The organism is Microvirga sp. P4_G7 (assembly GCF_056401005.1).
Genome location: NZ_JBFUKD010001149.1, coordinates 1 through 602, shown reverse-complemented (window position 1 = coordinate 602; position 602 = coordinate 1). Strand labels below are relative to the sequence as shown.

Sequence of the window (602 nt, the reverse complement as noted above, 5' to 3'; positions counted from 1 at the left end):
TCACTGCGCTGCGAGAAAGGGCCTGGCTTGCGTCGCGCGAAATCTGCAGGCTCGCCTGCACTGCTTCGGAGAAGCCGGCGATGGCGGTCGCCAATTCCTTGCCGCGTCGCTGGCGCTCCTCGATCAACGCATCCTGGTACACCGAGATGGCGTAGTCCATGTCGAGCATCACCGCCTTGTTCATGGCGTCGATCTTGCGCGCCAGCGATGCGCCGCTGAACCGGTGCTTGATCGAGAGAATCCGAACCAGTTCGTTCAAGACGAAGCTGTAGCCGCCAATGTACCAGCGCGGCTCCAGACCTATCTTGTTGTGGACGAGGCCGATCCGCCGGATGCTCGCGACATAGGCCTCGTCGAAACGGGCGCTGAAGAGCCGCCGCCAATGCTCGGATTGCGCCGCGACAAGGCGCGGCTGCCGAGAGCCGATCAGAGCCGCGAGCCGCGGTGTCCCGTTGAGATGCGCATAGAAGCGATGGAGAACGTCCGGCAGTGCGGGCGCGATGATGCGCCAAACATCCTGGAGCTCCCGGCAGACATCCTCATCGATGCCGAGAAACCGAAGCCGCTCGGCCAGCGCTTTGTCGTCTTGCATGTCACGTCCC

1 protein-coding gene is annotated in these 602 nt (G+C 63.3%); it reads right to left on the bottom strand.

Going from position 1 to position 602, the window contains the following annotated elements; translation table 11 throughout:
* Nucleotides 1-592 (bottom strand): protoglobin domain-containing protein (locus tag AC1DT3_RS23560; protein ID WP_477467568.1); only part of this gene is annotated, 592 nt, incomplete at its 3' end.
* Nucleotides 593-602: the final 10 nt, after the last annotated feature.